General features: G+C 62.1%; 13 protein-coding genes and 1 pseudogene. 5 read left to right on the forward strand and 9 right to left on the reverse strand.

Annotated elements, in window-relative coordinates; genetic code table 11:
* Positions 1 to 10: 10 nt before the first annotated feature.
* The gene (locus LIY45_RS27115) at positions 11 to 1,087 is read right to left on the reverse strand and encodes an ABC transporter substrate-binding protein (RefSeq protein ID WP_003216993.1); all 1,077 of its coding nucleotides are present in this window, start codon (positions 1,085 to 1,087) and stop codon (positions 11 to 13) included.
* 402 nt (positions 1,088 to 1,489) lie between these two features.
* Between LIY45_RS27115 and LIY45_RS27120 the strand changes: the two genes are divergently transcribed.
* Together LIY45_RS27120 and LIY45_RS27125 are read left to right on the forward strand one after the other, a co-directional pair.
* Complete coding sequence (locus LIY45_RS27120; RefSeq protein WP_003216996.1) at positions 1,490 to 2,566, forward strand: sigma-54 dependent transcriptional regulator; 1,077 nt, start codon at positions 1,490 to 1,492, stop codon at positions 2,564 to 2,566.
* A 48-nt stretch (positions 2,567 to 2,614) separates the two neighbouring features.
* Positions 2,615 to 3,226: an LpxA family transferase gene (locus LIY45_RS27125; protein WP_102605253.1), complete on the forward strand. Its 612-nt coding sequence runs from the start codon at positions 2,615 to 2,617 to the stop codon at positions 3,224 to 3,226.
* A 533-nt stretch (positions 3,227 to 3,759) separates the two neighbouring features.
* Here the strand turns inward: LIY45_RS27125 and LIY45_RS27130 are convergent.
* The 8 genes from LIY45_RS27130 to LIY45_RS27165 form a co-directional block, all read right to left on the reverse strand.
* Positions 3,760 to 4,530 (reverse strand): SDR family NAD(P)-dependent oxidoreductase, encoded by a 771-nt coding sequence (locus LIY45_RS27130; RefSeq protein WP_008431301.1) that lies wholly within the window; start codon positions 4,528 to 4,530, stop codon positions 3,760 to 3,762.
* 27 nt (positions 4,531 to 4,557) lie between these two features.
* Complete coding sequence (rhaT, locus tag LIY45_RS27135) at positions 4,558 to 5,616, reverse strand: L-rhamnose/proton symporter RhaT (protein WP_226478197.1); 1,059 nt, start codon at positions 5,614 to 5,616, stop codon at positions 4,558 to 4,560.
* A 40-nt stretch (positions 5,617 to 5,656) separates the two neighbouring features.
* Positions 5,657 to 5,977 (reverse strand): L-rhamnose mutarotase, encoded by a 321-nt coding sequence (gene rhaM, locus LIY45_RS27140; RefSeq protein WP_226478198.1) that lies wholly within the window; start codon positions 5,975 to 5,977, stop codon positions 5,657 to 5,659.
* Positions 5,953 to 6,858, reverse strand: coding sequence for an amidohydrolase family protein (locus LIY45_RS27145; RefSeq protein ID WP_226478199.1), 906 nt, complete (start codon positions 6,856 to 6,858; stop codon positions 5,953 to 5,955). Before LIY45_RS27145 ends, rhaM begins: the two co-directional genes overlap by 25 nt.
* A 70-nt stretch (positions 6,859 to 6,928) precedes the next feature.
* On the reverse strand, positions 6,929 to 8,362 hold the full coding sequence (gene aldA / locus LIY45_RS27150) for an aldehyde dehydrogenase (protein WP_226478200.1): 1,434 nt from the start codon (positions 8,360 to 8,362) through the stop codon (positions 6,929 to 6,931).
* A 10-nt stretch (positions 8,363 to 8,372) separates the two neighbouring features.
* The gene (locus LIY45_RS27155; protein ID WP_226478201.1) at positions 8,373 to 9,173 is read right to left on the reverse strand and encodes an HpcH/HpaI aldolase/citrate lyase family protein; all 801 of its coding nucleotides are present in this window, start codon (positions 9,171 to 9,173) and stop codon (positions 8,373 to 8,375) included.
* A gap of 11 nt (positions 9,174 to 9,184) precedes the next feature.
* Positions 9,185 to 10,369 carry an L-rhamnonate dehydratase gene (gene rhmD / locus LIY45_RS27160; protein WP_102605248.1) on the reverse strand — a complete coding sequence of 395 codons (1,185 nt, stop codon included), beginning with the start codon at positions 10,367 to 10,369 and terminating at the stop codon, positions 9,185 to 9,187.
* 15 nt (positions 10,370 to 10,384) lie between these two features.
* Entirely contained in the window at positions 10,385 to 11,680 is a 1,296-nt protein-coding gene (locus tag LIY45_RS27165) for an MFS transporter (protein WP_226478202.1), read from the reverse strand.
* 116 nt (positions 11,681 to 11,796) lie between these two features.
* Between LIY45_RS27165 and LIY45_RS27170 the strand changes: the two genes are divergently transcribed.
* The 3 genes and pseudogenes from LIY45_RS27170 (at position 11,797) to LIY45_RS27180 (ending at position 14,281) form a co-directional block, all read left to right on the forward strand.
* Entirely contained in the window at positions 11,797 to 12,738 is a 942-nt protein-coding gene (locus LIY45_RS27170) for a LysR family transcriptional regulator (protein ID WP_076016683.1), read from the forward strand.
* Between the two features lie 92 nt (positions 12,739 to 12,830).
* Positions 12,831 to 13,349 (forward strand): sigma-70 family RNA polymerase sigma factor, encoded by a 519-nt coding sequence (locus LIY45_RS27175; protein WP_226478203.1) that lies wholly within the window; start codon positions 12,831 to 12,833, stop codon positions 13,347 to 13,349.
* A pseudogene (locus tag LIY45_RS27180) lies at positions 13,346 to 14,281 on the forward strand (FecR domain-containing protein). Before LIY45_RS27175 ends, LIY45_RS27180 begins: the two are co-directional and overlap by 4 nt.
* Positions 14,282 to 14,332 lie beyond the last annotated feature (51 nt).

A 14,332-nucleotide genomic window follows, 5' to 3' on the forward strand; every position in this document is an offset into this window, starting at 1 on the left:
AATTTCCCTATTACGGATTGGTGCTGACCTGGCCACGCAGGGCCGGCCAGTAGTCGGTGAGTTTCAGGTCGATCAGGGCCTGGTTGGTAAAGCCGGTGGCCAGTGACGGGCCGATGTCGTAGGTGTCGCGAATCAGGTGATTGGCCAGGGCGTAGGTGGTGAGGGCCTGGTAATGAGCCTTGAGTTGCTGGTCGCTTTTTGGCGCCCAGCGATCCTTCCAGGCCACCGGGTCGTTCTGGTCGTCGCGACGCAGCACGCTCTCGGCGGTGCCGGCGCGGGATGACAGTTGGTAATAGGCGTCCTGGTTCTGTGGCTGGGAAATCCACCACGCAGCTTTCACCCAGGCGGTGGCGAGCAATTGGGTGATATCCGGGTGCTGCTGTACGAAGGTCTCGGTGCCCCACAGGTCGGACACCAGCCGCCAGTCGTTGCTGCCTTGCTTGGTCGACCAGATGATCTTGCCCACGCCTTTGTCTTCCAGGGCATAGGCCTCGCTGAGCAACACTGCTGCGTCGACCTTGCCGGCAGACACAGCCGCGGCGCCGACTTGCGGGTTGAGGTTGGCAATCTTGAAATCGTCGAGCTTCAGGCCCTTGCTGGCCAGGAAGTTGCTGAAGGCGAACTCCCATGGCCGACCGCGATGCAGCGCCAGGCGCTTGCCCTTGAGGTCTTCGATGGTGTTCGCGGCGGAGCCTTCCGGTACCACCAGGTAAATATTGTTGCCGCTGCCACCGGGCACGATCAGCTTGCCTGGTACGCCACCGGCGCCGGCAATTACCGAGGGCAGGTCACCGCGTACGGCGAAGTCCAGGCTGTTGTTGCTGAAGCCTTCGTTGATCTGCGGCCCGGCGCCGGCATGGGGCAGGGCGATCCACTCCAGCTTGACCCCGCGCTCACGCAGTTGCGCTTCGAGCCAGCCGTCTTCGATGACGCGCCCGGCGATGCCGCCGAACACCGGTTTGCCGCCCTGGGTGTAGGCGACGATCGCGATCTTCACCGACGCCGGTGGCGCCTGTTCGGCCAGCACGCCGGTGCTGACCAGCACAGCGAACATGGTGGCGATGCTGTTGCGCCAGAATCTTTTCATTGGGATCTCCCTGCTAAGTGATCGCGACCCCCTGTAGGAGCCGGCTTGTCGGCGAAAGCGTCCGTTTAGTCGGTGCAAGGCTTTAGGGCCTCTTCGCTGGCAAGCCAGCTCCTACAGGGCAGGTGGCGTTGAGAGGGAGAGAGCAGATTGCATGCCATCAGCCGAAAAACGCGCTGCACGCCTTGTAGAACGTGGCTTTGCGGGTTTTCGAAGAACTGCCTGGCAACGGCTTGGTGTTGATCTGCACACACGCAGGTGCTGGCTGATTGCTGCTCCAGCAGCAGGCGAGGTGCGATGTGTTGGTATATTCGTTTTGGGAATATATAAATATTAATTAATAATTAAATGGTATAGAAAACTTCATGCACTATTGACACGCGCTTTTACTGCCAGGAATGCACCATGTCGCTGATCACCCATCCCAATGCCCGTGAATTGACCAAGTCGGTGCGCGCCACCGTGCTGGTCTTCAAGGACCCGCGCTCACAGGAATTGCTGGCGCGTATCGAGCGCCTGGCCCCCAGTGAGGCCAACACCTTGATCATCGGCGAGACCGGCACCGGCAAGGAATTGGTCGCGCGGCATATCCATCACCTGAGCCGTCGCGGGCGTGAACCGTTTGTGGCGGTGAACTGCGGCGCCTTCGCCGAAACCCTGGTGGAAAGTGAGTTGTTCGGCCACGAGAAAGGCGCATTCACCGGCGCCACCACCCACAAGGCCGGCTGGTTCGAAGCGGCCAACGGCGGCACGCTGTTTCTGGATGAGATCGGCGATTTGCCGTTGAACATGCAGGTCAAATTATTGCGGGTGTTGCAGGAGCGAGAAGTGGTGCGCCTGGGCTCGCGCACACCGATTCCGATCAACGTACGGCTGGTGGCGGCCACCAACGTCAACCTCGCCGACGCGGTGGTGGCGGGGCATTTTCGTGAGGATTTGTTCTACCGCCTGCACGTCGCCACCATCCGCCTGCCGCCCCTGCGGGAACGGCCCGGCGACATCCTGCCGCTGGCGGAATTTTTTCTTGAAGAGCACTGCCAGCGCCTCGGCTACAACCGCGCGTCACTGAGCATCGATGCCGAGCGCAAGCTGCTGGAACACAGCTGGCCGGGGAATATTCGCGAGCTGGAAAACGCCATTCACCATGCGTTGCTGGTGTGCCGCAATCAACTGGTGCAGCCGCCGGATTTGCACCTGGTGGACATGCGTTCTTCCGGCATTCGCCAGGACGAGGCGAACCAGGCCGCGCCTGCGATCACTGGGCCGGTGAGCCTGGAGGCGGCGCTCACTGCGTTGTTCGAACAGAACATTCCGGACCTCTACGAGCACATCGAAGAGACGATCTTTCGCGCGGCCTATCGCTATTGCCATGGCAACCAGTTGCAGACCGGGCGCCTGCTGAATATCAGCCGCAACATCGTGCGGGCGCGGCTGGAGAAGATCGGCGAGTTGGGCAAACCGGTGCTGCTCGACGGGCAGTGACGGGGGTGTTAGCGTTTCGGGCTTCTCTGATCTGTAGAGGGCTCGACGTTGATTCGACTGACCGATTACATCGCTGATTTTTCCCGTTCGCCGCTGGCACCCTGGGTGGATCTTGCGCCGTGGGAGTTGGTGACCCAGGCGCCGGAAATCGTTCGCAAATTGCTGGCGGGGCTTTCTGATGATGACTATGAGATTCATGACGAGATTGCCGTGCACCGTACTGCGGTCGTGGAGGCGGGCGCTGTTTTGAAAGCGCCGCTGATCATCGGCGCCCACTGTTTTATCGCTGCCGGTGCCTACCTTCGCGGCGGTTGCTGGATGGATGAATATTGCATCTTCGGACCGGGTGCCGAGCTCAAGACGTCCTTTGTCTTCAGCGGCAGCAAGTTGGCGCATTTCAACTTTGTCGGTGATTCGGTATTGGGCCGCGGGGTTAACCTGGAAGCCGGCAGTATCGTGGCCAACTACCGGAACGAGCGTGACGACAAGGAAGTGCAGGTGCGCATTGACGGGCAGTTGCAGCGCACCGGCTGTGACAAGTTTGGCGCGCTGCTTGGGGATCAGTCGCGGGTTGGAGCCAATGGTGTGTTGGCACCGGGAGCGGTGCTTGCGGCGGGTAGTGTGGTTAGGCGTGGGGAGGTTTTCGATTGTGAGGGGTAGGGGGTTTTTGGTGTACATATCCGTTAGTTGAGTAACGGCTGCTTATGGTTTCGCTCTTACAGCGACTCGCTTTGGAAAAGCCGGAATGCCGGCCCAGCCCAAAGTAAGCACAGGGCTCTGCCCCGCCTGTCGGCGCCTCGCTGTGGCTCGGGCTTATTGGGGCAGTCAGAGCCAGATCAAAATCAAAAGCAAGAGCACAGCGGCCTACAGGCCGGCTTGAGTGGTAGAAGCCAGAGCAAGATCAAGGGCGCACACGGTCCAAATGTGGGAGCGGGCTTGCTCGCGAATGCGGTGTGTCCGTCACCCAATGCATCAACTGAAAGACTGCATTCGCGAGCAAGCCCGCTCCCACATTTTTTGACCGTGCTCGCTTTAGATTTTGATTTTGCTCTTCAACACTCAAGTCGGCTTTCAGGCCGCTGTGCTCTTGATCTGTTTTTGATCTTGATCTTAGGCGCCCCGTTAAACCACGCTGGCCGAACGCAGGTAGTACGGGGCAGGGACGCCCCGTCGCGGCGGCCCGCTTCCCAACGCTACTGCAAGTTGACAAACAATCCCCCGTCTACCAACAGCGAAGCTCCGGTCACATACCGCGCCATGTCCGAGGCGAGGAACACGATGGGCCCCGCGACGTCGTCGGGTTCACCCAGGCGCCCCAACGGCGTGCGCGAAGTCATGTACGCCAGCTTCTCCTCGTCGGCCAAGTCTTCCTTGTTGATATCGGTGGCAATCGTTCCCGGCAGCACCGAGTTGCAGCGAATACCATACGGCCCCAACGCAATCGCACAGGACTGCATCAACGAGTGCAGCCCGGCCTTGGTCGGCGTGTAGTGCGTCTGCATCCCGCCACCCACCAGCGCACTGATGGAACTGACGGCGATGATCGCGCCGCCCTTGCCCTGGTTTTTCATCTGGTTTGCCGCCGCTTGCACGGCGAAGTAGGCGCCGTTGAGGTTGGTGTTGACCGTCTTCAGGTACACCTCACGCGGCATGTCGAGAAACGAGTGGAACGGACAGATCCCGGCGTTGTTGACGAACACATCCACACTGCCGAATGCCTTGAGCGCGCCGGCCACCAGTTTGTCGCCGGTGTCCGGATCAGCCGCATCGCCGCCCACCTCCACCGCTTGGCCGCCGAACGCCTTGATTTCCTCGATCAACGAAAACGCCGCTTCAGTGCCTTGGCCGCTACCACTGTGGCCGATGACCACACGGGCACCCTGGCGTGCACATTCCCTGGCGGCGGCGCGGCCGATACCACGGGAGGCGCCAGTAATAATCACGGTTTTGTCTGCAAGTAACATAAGTGGACTCCTGGAAAAAAAGCGGCCTCAGCCGAGATAGTTGCCGTAACCAACCATGGCGATAGCACCGAGAATTACCGCGATACCCGCGACCAATACGCCTTTGTTAGTGGCGCTGGTGCCCTGCCATTCGCGGAAATACAGACCCCAGCAGTTGGATACGATGATGATGAAAGACATGTGCAACACCCACGAACTGGCGTCGTTCTGCAGGCGGCTTTCGCCCATGCCGTAGAAGAAAAACTGCAGGAACCACAGGGTGCCAGCGCACGCCACCAGCAGGTAGTTGCCGAGCAGCGGGGTGCTGCGGTCGGTGTAGTTGTGGAACGTACGGTTGCGCCAGTTCAGCCACAGGCACCAGAGGCCGTTGGTGGTCAGGCCACCCCACATGATCACCATGAAGGTCACGTTGTTCTGGAACAGGCTGTTGGCACCGTGCTCCACGGCCGCTGCGGCCAAGGGGCGACCGGCGGAAATGCCGTAGCTGAAGCACGCGCTGAGTACGCCGGAGATCACCGCCACCAGCATGCCCTTGGCCACCGAGAACTCGCTGATGCTGGCAAACTTCACCGCCTCCGGCACTTCACGCTCCTTGATTAACCCGGCCTTGCCACACACCGCGATGCCCACCAGTGAAACCGCTACACCCCACAGCACCCAATGCCCGCCCTGAGACGCGAGCATCGAGGTCAGGGTGCCTTCGGTGGCGTCGGTGAACAGGTCGCGGTACAGCGCCGGCATCAAGGCGCCAAGGGCCGAGGTCAGGCCCAGTACCAGCGACATGCCCAGGGACAGCCCGAGGTAGCGCATGGTCAGGCCGAAGGTCAGCCCGCCGATGCCCCAGAGCACTCCGAAGAGGTAGGTCCAGAGCAGGGTGCTGCTCTCGGCCTGGCGCAGGATGTCGACCCAACCGGGCACGGTCAGCTGCGCGGCAATCAGCGGCACGATCAGCCATGACACCAGGCCACCGGTGATCCAATAGCTTTCCCACGCCCAGCCACGAACCTTCTTGTAAGGGATGTAGAAACTGCCGGAGGCGAAGCCGCCGATGAAGTGCAGGATCACACCGAAGAGAATGATTTCCACGTAGTCGAATCCTTTTTTATTGTTGTGGTAGCAAGCTGTTTCAGCCTGGGGTGAGGCTGAACATCGGGATTAAATCCACGCTGACGGGCGAGGCGTCCGGATGGCTGGGCATGATGTCTTGCATGTACTGCCACCACCGTTGCATCAGAGCGGTGCTCGGCAACGCATCGAGGCTGTGCTGGTCTTCGTGAGTCATCACGGCGAACAAGGCGTTGCTGGCCTCGTCGAGGAAGATCCGGTAGTCCAGCATCCCGGCATCACGCAGGGCCTGGGCCAGTTCGGGCCAGATCTCGTCATGGCGTCGACGGTGCTCGGCGTGCTGGCCGGGGTTGAGGTTCATGCGAAAGGCTCGGGTCTGCATGACTGGCCTCCGTGGGGTGGCGTGGGGCTGTAGATGCGCACCGCGTTGTGCAGGAAGAACTTGCCCTGTACGTCCTCGGGTTTGCCCGCCATGCAGGCTTTCACCAGGTCCAGGGTGGTGGCGAAACTGGCCAGATGATCGCTGTTGGGCCAGTCGCTGCCGAAGAAGCAACGGTCTTCCCCAAAGGCTTCCCACAGCACGGCCAGGCGGTTGTTGTAGAACGCCGGGTCAAGGATCAGACCCTGCGGGCCGACCTGGGGGATTTCCGCCAGTTTGGCAAACACATTCGGCCGCTCTGCCAGGCGCATCAGGTCGGCGTGATACGCGGATTCTTCGCCGGCGGGCACGCTGGCATTGGGCAGGTGATCGACGATGATGCGCAGCTCGGGCAAGGCGTCGCTCAGGTGCAGCAGCCCTTTGATCAGGCGCGGATTGGGGTTGGCGCTGTCCAGGCCACGCCCGCATTTGGCAAGCCGGCGCAGGCCATCGATGAAGCCGGGGCGCGTCTGGTCTTCGAGCAAGTCGCGGTCCCACAGGTTGCCGTAACGCAAACCGAGGAACAGGGGTTCCTGAGCCAAGGCCTCAAGGTCTGCCGCAAAGTCACCGTGCAGCGGGTCAAGGTTGCCGACGAAACCGAGCATGCGCGGGTCGCTGCGAAGGGTCTCCAGCAACCAGCGGTTGTCGTCGCGCCATGGGCTGGCTTCCACGGCAATGGCGCCGATCACGTTATGTTCGCCTGCCAGCCCCCAATAGTCAGCCGGCAAATGCGCGGCATACAGCGCGTTGCCCGGCTCGGGCCAGGGAATGCCCTGGGGGCGGCGCGGGTCGAACAGGTGCAAATGGCTGTCGATGATCGGCCCGCTGTAAGGGGTAAGAGGCATAGCGCAATCCTTCGGAACAATGGATAGGGAAGGGCCCGCACGCTACCGCGCCAGGGCCCGTTGCACCACCTCAGCCCTGCAGGTACACCGCATGGGTATGGGTGTACTCATACAGGCCGTGCTTGCCGTCGGCGCCGCCGATTCCGGATTTGCGCACGCCGGCATGGAAGCCTTGCATCGCCTCGAAGTTCTCGCGGTTGACGTAGGTTTCGCCGAACGACAATTCGCGCACCGCCTGCATCGCCTTGCCCAGGTCACGGGTGTAGATCGAGGACGTCAGGCCGTAGTCGCAGTCATTGGCCATGGCGATCGCCTCATCCAGGTCGTCGACAATCTGGATCGGCAGCACCGGGCCAAAAATTTCTTCGCGCATGATTTCCATGTCGGCGTGGCAACCGGCCAATACCGTCGGCTGGAAGTGAAACCCCTGGCCCAGGTCGGCGATCTGCCCACCGGTGACCAGCGATGCACCCTGGCTCAAGGCGGTGCGTACCTTGCGATTGACGCTGTCCAGTCCTTGGCGGTTGATCAGTGGGCCCATCTCCACATCGGCCTGGGCGATGGGGTCGCCGTAGCGGGTGGCGGCCATCGCGGCGCTGATGCGCTCGATAAACTGGTCGGCGACTTTGCGCTCCACGTACACCCGTTCGGCGCAGTTGCACACCTGGCCGCTGTTGATGATCCGCGAGTCGCGAATGGCTTTTACCGCGAGGTCCAGGTCGGCATCGGCGAGGACAATGGCCGGTGCCTTGCCGCCCAGTTCCAGGTTGAGCTTGGTGATATTCGGTGCCGCAGCAGCCATGATCCGCGAGCCGGTGGCGACGCTGCCGGTGAAGCTGATCATGTCCACGCCCTTATGGGCGGTGAGGGCGCCACCGACGCGGCCATCGCCGCACACCACATTGAATACCCCGGCCGGCAGGTCCGTCTCGGCCACCAATTTGGCGAACTCGAAGCAGTTGTTCGGCGTTTCTTCGCTGGGTTTGATCACGATGGTGTTGCCGGTCAGCAATGCCGGGGCCATCTTGCGGGCGATCAAAAAGAACGGGAAATTCCACGGCAGGATACCGGCCACCACCCCCAGGGGTTTGCGGAACAGGAAGATGTTTTCGTTGGGGCGGTCACTGGTGATGATCTCGCCTTCAATGCGGCGCGCCCACTCGGCCATGTAGTCGAGGTAGTCGGCGGTGAAGTTGACTTCCACTTCCGCCAGGCCGCTGACCTTGCCTTGCTCCAGGGTAATGGTGCGCGCCAGGTGACCGACGTTTTCCCGCAGCTTGGCGGCGATGCGGCGCAAGTGCCCGGCGCGTTCGATCGCCGGCTTGCGCGCCCAGTCTTTCTGCGCATGGCGGGCAGCGGCCAGGGACTGGTCGACGTCTTCGGCGGTGGCCGCCGGGACCTTCGACAGCAGGACGCCGGTGGCCGGGTTCAACACATCCAGGTGGGCATCGCTCGGGGTAAAGCGGCCATTGATGAAGTTCTGGTAGACCGGTACGGATGACATGCTTGGCTCCTCAGTAAGTACGTGACGGCGCCTTGGCGTCGGCGGCGGGGCGGTAGCGGGCCAGGGTCGCCATGGCACCCTGGCGCAGCAGGCTGATATCGATGGCCACCGCAATGAACTGGCAGCCCCAGGCTTGATAACGGCGAGCATCGTCTTCGTTGGGCGCAAGAATGCCGCAGGCCTTGCCGGCCGCCAGCGTGGCGTTGACCGCGTGCTGGATGCGTTCCTGCACCTCGGGGTGCCCGGGATTGCCGGCGTGACCGAGGCCGATGGACAGGTCGGCGGGGCCGATAAATACCGCGTCCACGCCTTCCACCGCCGCAATCGCCGCGACGTTTTCAACGCCGCGACGCGACTCCACCTGCACGATCAGGCACAGCTGTTCATGGGCGGTGTTGAGGTAATCCGACACGCCGTCCCATCGGGTGGCGCGGGTCAAGCCGCCACCAACGCCACGAATACCGTGGGGCGGGTAACGCATCGCACGCACCAGGGCCTTGGCTTGCTCGGCGGTTTCGACCATCGGGATCATCAGCGTCTGGGCGCCGACGTCCAGCAGTTGCTTGATCAGGTTGGCGTCGCTGCTTACCGCGCGTACCACCGGGGCGGTGGCGTAGGGCGCCACGGCCTGGAGCTGGTTGAGCACGCCGGGTACGGTGTTGGGGGCGTGTTCGCCGTCAATCAGCATCCAGTCATAACCGGTGCTGGCGACGATCTCGGCGGCATAGGCGGTGGCGAAGCCGGCCCAGATCCCGTATTGCGCGGCGTCTTTACGCAGCGCGGCCTTGAAAGCGTTGTGGGGCATGTTCATGGCAGGAGTCCTCAGCGGTTGTACGGGCGATGCAATTGGCAATCGGGGTTGAGGTCCACGCCAAACCCGGGTTTGTCGAGCACCGACAGGCGCATGCGGCCATTCACCGGCACGGGTTCACCGAGCAGTTGCGGGTGGAACATCGGCACCACTTCGTCTGCCTTGGGCGCCATCATCAGGAACTCGGCGAACGGGCTGTTATGGCGGGTCGCAACAAAGTGGTAGCTGTAGACCGACGAGCCGTGGGGCACCACCAACGCATTGTGGGCATCGGCCAAGGCGGAGATTTTCACCAGCTCGGTGAGGCCGCCGCACCAGCCCACATCTGGCTGGATAATGTCGCAGCACCCCATCTCCAACAGCATGCGAAAGCCCCAGCGGGTGGCTTCGTGTTCGCCGGTGGTAACCAACATGCCTTTGGGCACGTTGTTGCGCAGCGCGGCATAGCCCCAGTAGTCGTCGGGCGACAGCGCTTCTTCGATCCATTTCAGGCCGTATTCATGGGCGCCGGTTGCCAGTTTGGTGGCGTAGTTCAGGTCCAGGCTCATCCAGCAGTCGAGCATCAGCCAGAAGTCCGGGCCGACCCGCTCGCGCATGGTTGCCAGTTCCTCGAGGTTTTTGCGCAGGCCTTCTTCGCCTTCCGATGGGCTGTAGTGCAAGGGCATCTTGCCGCCGATAAAGCCCATCTTCTGTGCGAGGTCCGGGCGGGCGCCGGTGGCGTAGAACTGCAATTCGTCACGCACCGCGCCGCCGAGCAACTGGTGCACCGGCTCCTGGCGGATCTTGCCGAGCAGGTCCCACAGCGCCAGGTCGACACCGGAGATCGTGTTGATCACCAGGCCCTTGCGGCCGTAGTACAGGGTGGACTGGTACATCTGGTCCCAGATTTTCTCGATATCGGTGACGCGGGCGCCTTCCAGGAAGCGCGCCAGGTGCTTCTCGACGATATACGCGGCGGGCTCGCCACCGGTGGTCACGGCGAACCCGACGGTGCCGTCGCTGGCTTCGATTTCCACCACGAGTGTGCCGAGTACGTTGATCCCGAAACTGCGGCGGCTCTGGCGGTACTCGGGGTATTTGCTCATGGGGGTACTGATGTGATCGTCGATCCAGTGGCCGTCTGCCTGGTCGTGGTAGTCCGCGCCGCCGCCGCGCAGCACAAAGGCGCGGACGTGCTTGATAGTGAGGTTGCCCATGGTGTGACTCCTTGATTAAACAGTGGCCGGCGTGTTCGTCGCTTTTTGGCCTGGGGAATGGATACCGAGTACCAGCAACGCTGCGAGTACGGTGGTGGCGGACAGCAGGTAAAGGCCGGCCGCAGGGGAGTGAAAGGCGGTTTCTGCCCAGTTCTTCAGCACCGGGGCAATAAACCCGCCGAGGGCGCCGAAGGAGTTGATCAGGGCGATGCTGGCCGCCGCTGCGCTGCCGGCCAGGTAGCTGGACGGGAAGGTCCAGAACACCGGTTGTACAGCGATAAAACCCGAGGCGGCAAAACACAGGGCGAGCATGCCCAGCAGCGGGTTGGCGAAGGTCACTGAGCAGGCGATCCCGGCGGCGGCCATCAACAGGGTCAGGGACGCGGTTTTGCGGCGCTCGCCGGTGCGGTCGGAATAGCCGGGAATCCACCACGCGGCGAACAGTGCGCAGACCCAGGGAATCGCCGAGACCAGGCCCACCATTAAGCCGACCTTGGTCCCCAGCAGCCCGCCGACTTGGGTTGGCAAGTAGAACACCACGCCGTAGACGCTGGCCTGGATCAGCAGGTACACCAGGCACAGGTACAGCACGCTGGGCTGACACAGCACCGTGAGCAGGCTGCGGCCGTGGGAGGTTTTGTGTTGGTCTTCGTGGTCCAGCAAATCCTGGATCTGGCGGCGCTCTGCAACGCTCAGCCATTTGGCATCGGCGGGGCGGTTGTCCAGGTACCAGTAGGCCCAAATGCCAACCGCGGTGGCCATCAGGCCTTCCACCGCAAACAGCCATTGCCAGCCACGCAGCCCGGAGAAACCGTCCAGCTCCAGCAACAGGCCGGACAGCGGGCTGCCGAAGATGAAGGCCAAGGGTGCGCCAAAGTAGAAGAAGCCCATGGCCTTGCCACGCACTGCGGAGGGGAACCAGTAGGTGAGGTAGAGAATCACCCCGGGGAAAAACCCGGCCTCGGCCACGCCCAGCAGAAAGCGCAACACGTAGAAGCTGGTTTCGTTGTGGGCAAACATCATGGCGGCGGACACCAGGCCCCAACTGACCATGATCCGGCACATCCACAGGCGGGCACCGACGCGATGCATGATCAGGTTGCTCGGCACTTCCAGCAGCGCATAGCCGACAAAAAACACCCCGGCGCCAAAGGCGAAAGCGGCGTCACTGAGGCCGGTGTCGGCCTGGAAGGCTTGCTTGGCGAACCCGACGTTGGCGCGGTCGAGGAAGGCCATGATGTACATCAACAGCAGGAAGGGCAGCAGCCGCCAGGAAATTTTGGCGAGCAGAGGCGCGGGCAGGGTCTTCATTGTTCAGTCCGGTGTTTTGTTCTTATGGGAAGGACTGTACGGCGCTCAATCCATGCGCTACAAATCGAATCTCGCTTACAACTGATAACCTCAGGGTATCGATAACAAGGATAAAAATGAGTAGTCCGTTGATCTCCCGCAGCCTGTTCAACCGCCTGCGCTACAAGCATCTGCACATGCTGGTGGCCTTGAGTTCCAGCCAGAACCTGCACCGTGCGTCCCAAAGCCTGAACATGTCGCAGCCGGCGGCGACACGCATGTTGCGCGAGATCGAGGACATGTTTGCCTGTGACCTGTTCGAGCGCCTGCCCCGGGGCATGCGCCCGACTGCGCTGGGCAAGGAACTGATCCGCTTTGCCGAGTCGGCGCTGAGTGGTCTCGACCGTTGCGCCGAAGACCTGATGGCACGTCAACAGGGCGGCTATGGCTACTTGTCGATTGGCACCATCATGGGCGCGGCCCCGGACCTGGTGATGGACTCCATCGCCCAGATCAAGACACTCAATCCCCAACTGCGCATTCGCATCATGGGCGACACCAGCGACCAGGTGATCCAGTTGCTGGAACAAGGCCGCATCGACTTGGCCATCGCGCGGCGCAATGCCGCCACCGACAGCGAGCATTACACCTTCGAACCCTTGGGCAACGAGCGTTTGTTGGTGGTGGTGCACGCCGGCCATCCCCTGGCCCAGCGTGATGACCTGGCGTTGACGGAGCTGGTCAGCGACTGGCCGTGGATACTGCAACCGGAAACCAGCCCGGCGCGCATCGGCTTCGACGAAGCGCTGCAACGCCTTGCGTTACCGCAGCCGGCAGACATCATCGAATGCAGCTCGGTGTATTCCATGCAGCAACTGATTCAACTGACCGACGCAATCATGGTGCTCTCGGAAAGCGCCCTGCGGGATTACCTGAAAATGGGCCTGGTGGTCGCACTGCCGGTGGCGCTGGAGGTGCAGCTCGCACCATTCGGCATGCTGCTGCGCCGGGGTGACCCGGTGAGTCGCGAGTTAGGGATGTTTATCGACATGCTCAGGCAAAAGGCGGCGATGCTTTAAACATCCTGTGCAAAAGAACGTGGTATGCCGGCGGGATATTAAATAGAATTAATCTCATTTGAGACTGGCTCGCGCCGCGCAGGTTACTTGCCATGAATGATGCTGTATTGCCGACGCACCGCGCTGAACCGACGCTTCACACTTTGTACCGCGACCACCGCAGCTGGCTGGAAAGCTGGTTGCGGCGCCGTCTGGGCAACGCCTGGGATGCCGCAGACCTGAGCCAGGACACGTTCCTGCGGGTGCTGGCCAGCGCCCAGCCGATTGCGCAATTGCAGGAACCCCGGGCCTATCTGGTGACCGTGGGCAAGCGCTTGCTGGTGAATTTTCACCAGCGGCGCAGCCTGGAGCAGGCGTATCTCGAGGCGTTGATGCAGTTGCCGGAGGCTTGCGTGCCGTCGCCGGAACAGCGCTGGCTGCTGTTGGAAACCCTGCAAGCCCTGGATGAGCTGCTCGATGGTTTGCCACCGGTGGTGCGTCGCGCGTTCCTCTGGAGCCAGCTGGAGGGCCTGGGCTATCGCGAGATTGGCGAGCGGCTCAAGGTTTCCGAGCGTACGGTCAAGCGCTACATGGCCCAGGCCTATGAGCATTGCCTGCTGGTGGACCTGTGAGCCGTACCACGCCGGATCTTGCCCGTGCGGCGGCACAGTGGCTGGCGTTGCTGGAGTCCGGTACTGCCACTGAGCGTGACCATGCCAGCCTGCAGCAGTGGCGTGACAGCCATCCTCAACACGAACAGATCTGGCAAAAAGCCCAGTTACTGCGCCAGCGTTTTACCGACTTGCCTCCGGCATTGGCCATGGCCAGCCTCGATCGCCCGCAACCGGGTCGGCGTGCGGTGCTCAAGCGTGCGTTGGGCGTGGCGGCGTTGGTGCCGGCTGCGTAGTTGCTTAGCCGGCAATTGCCGATTGATGCATGGCGCGCCGACCTGCACACCGCCACCGGCGAACGTAAGCAGGTGACGCTGGCGGATGGCAGCAGCCTGCAACTCAATACCGCGAGTGCGGTGGATGTGGATGCGGCCCGGCGCCGTGTGACGCTGGTGGAAGGGGAGATGGCGTTGACGGTGCCGGGGGCTGGTGCGCTGACGGTGCAGACGCGTTATGGCCAGGTGATCGTCAGCCAGGCTGAGGTGTGTGTGCGGCAGCTGTCATCCGGGTGTTTGGTGTCGGTGCTCAAGGGCGTAGTGCAGGTGCAGGACCTGCGTGGGCAGATGGCGACATTGCACGGTGGGCAGCAGGCTCGATTGCAGGCGTCGGGGATGGGTGCTGCGGTGGGGTTTGATGCGTTGCAATTGGGTTGGCGCGAGGGTGTGCTGACTGCGCAGAACCAGCTGTTGGGTGATTTTTTGCGGGAGTTGGAGCGGTATCGGCCAGGGGTGATGCGTTGGGACTCGAGCCTGGAGACGTTGCGGGTGACTGGGAGTTTTCAGTTGGCGGATACGGATCGCATTCTTGCGTTGCTGGCGTCGACGATGGCGCTGGAGGTGCAGTTTCGTACGCGGTACTGGGTGACGCTGGTGCCGCGCAAGGCGGTTGCCTGATGTGATCTGTGAGCTGGGTACATATCCGTTATTTAGGTAACGGCTGCTTAT

Source organism: Pseudomonas sp. MWU16-30323, from assembly GCF_020515595.1.
Lineage (GTDB): Bacteria > Pseudomonadota > Gammaproteobacteria > Pseudomonadales > Pseudomonadaceae > Aquipseudomonas > Aquipseudomonas yamanorum.